Raw genomic sequence first — 543 nt, 5'->3', positions numbered from 1 at the left:
ATATAACCACTACTTAATAGCTTTGTTAGTACCTGAGCTTGTTCATTCAGCTTTTCTATTTTTTTATCAAGTTCTAAAATATGCCTTAGCCGATCCTTGTTATTGCCACCTCGCAAAGTGTCTACAAAAGGCTTCAGCATAGTATTTTTGCCTGCTATAAGCTTATTCATCATTTGAACATATGCTGCTTTGATATGTTCTTCTCTTATATACTTCATGTTGCAGCTTTTCTTATCTTCAATATGCCTAACGCAGGTCCAAGCAGCATAGTCTCCACTTTGTGCATATCTCATGCACCTTTTTACTTTTGAACCACATTCACCGCAATATACCTTTCCGGAAAGAGCGTATCTTTTTTGATATTTGTTATCTGAACCATCTATATTTTTTTCTTTTCTTCTCTGACCTACTACAGTTTTTACCAGTTCAAAATCCTCATGGCTAATAATAGGTTCGTGGTGATTTTTCATCATATATCTGACCTTTTCTCCACGATTTTGATGTCTGTTAAAATTCTCGTCTGTATAGGTTTTTTGAAAGATA

At 34.6% G+C, this 543-nt stretch carries 1 protein-coding gene; it reads right to left on the bottom strand.

Going from position 1 to position 543, the window contains the following annotated elements:
* Positions 1–473 (bottom strand): recombinase zinc ribbon domain-containing protein (locus ACYU87_RS27690; RefSeq protein WP_461137235.1); only part of this gene is annotated, 473 nt, incomplete at its 3' end.
* Positions 474–543: the final 70 nt, after the last annotated feature.

The sequence above is a fragment of the Spirosoma lituiforme genome (genome assembly GCF_054776635.1).
This window is presented reverse-complemented; position numbering and strand designations above follow the sequence as displayed.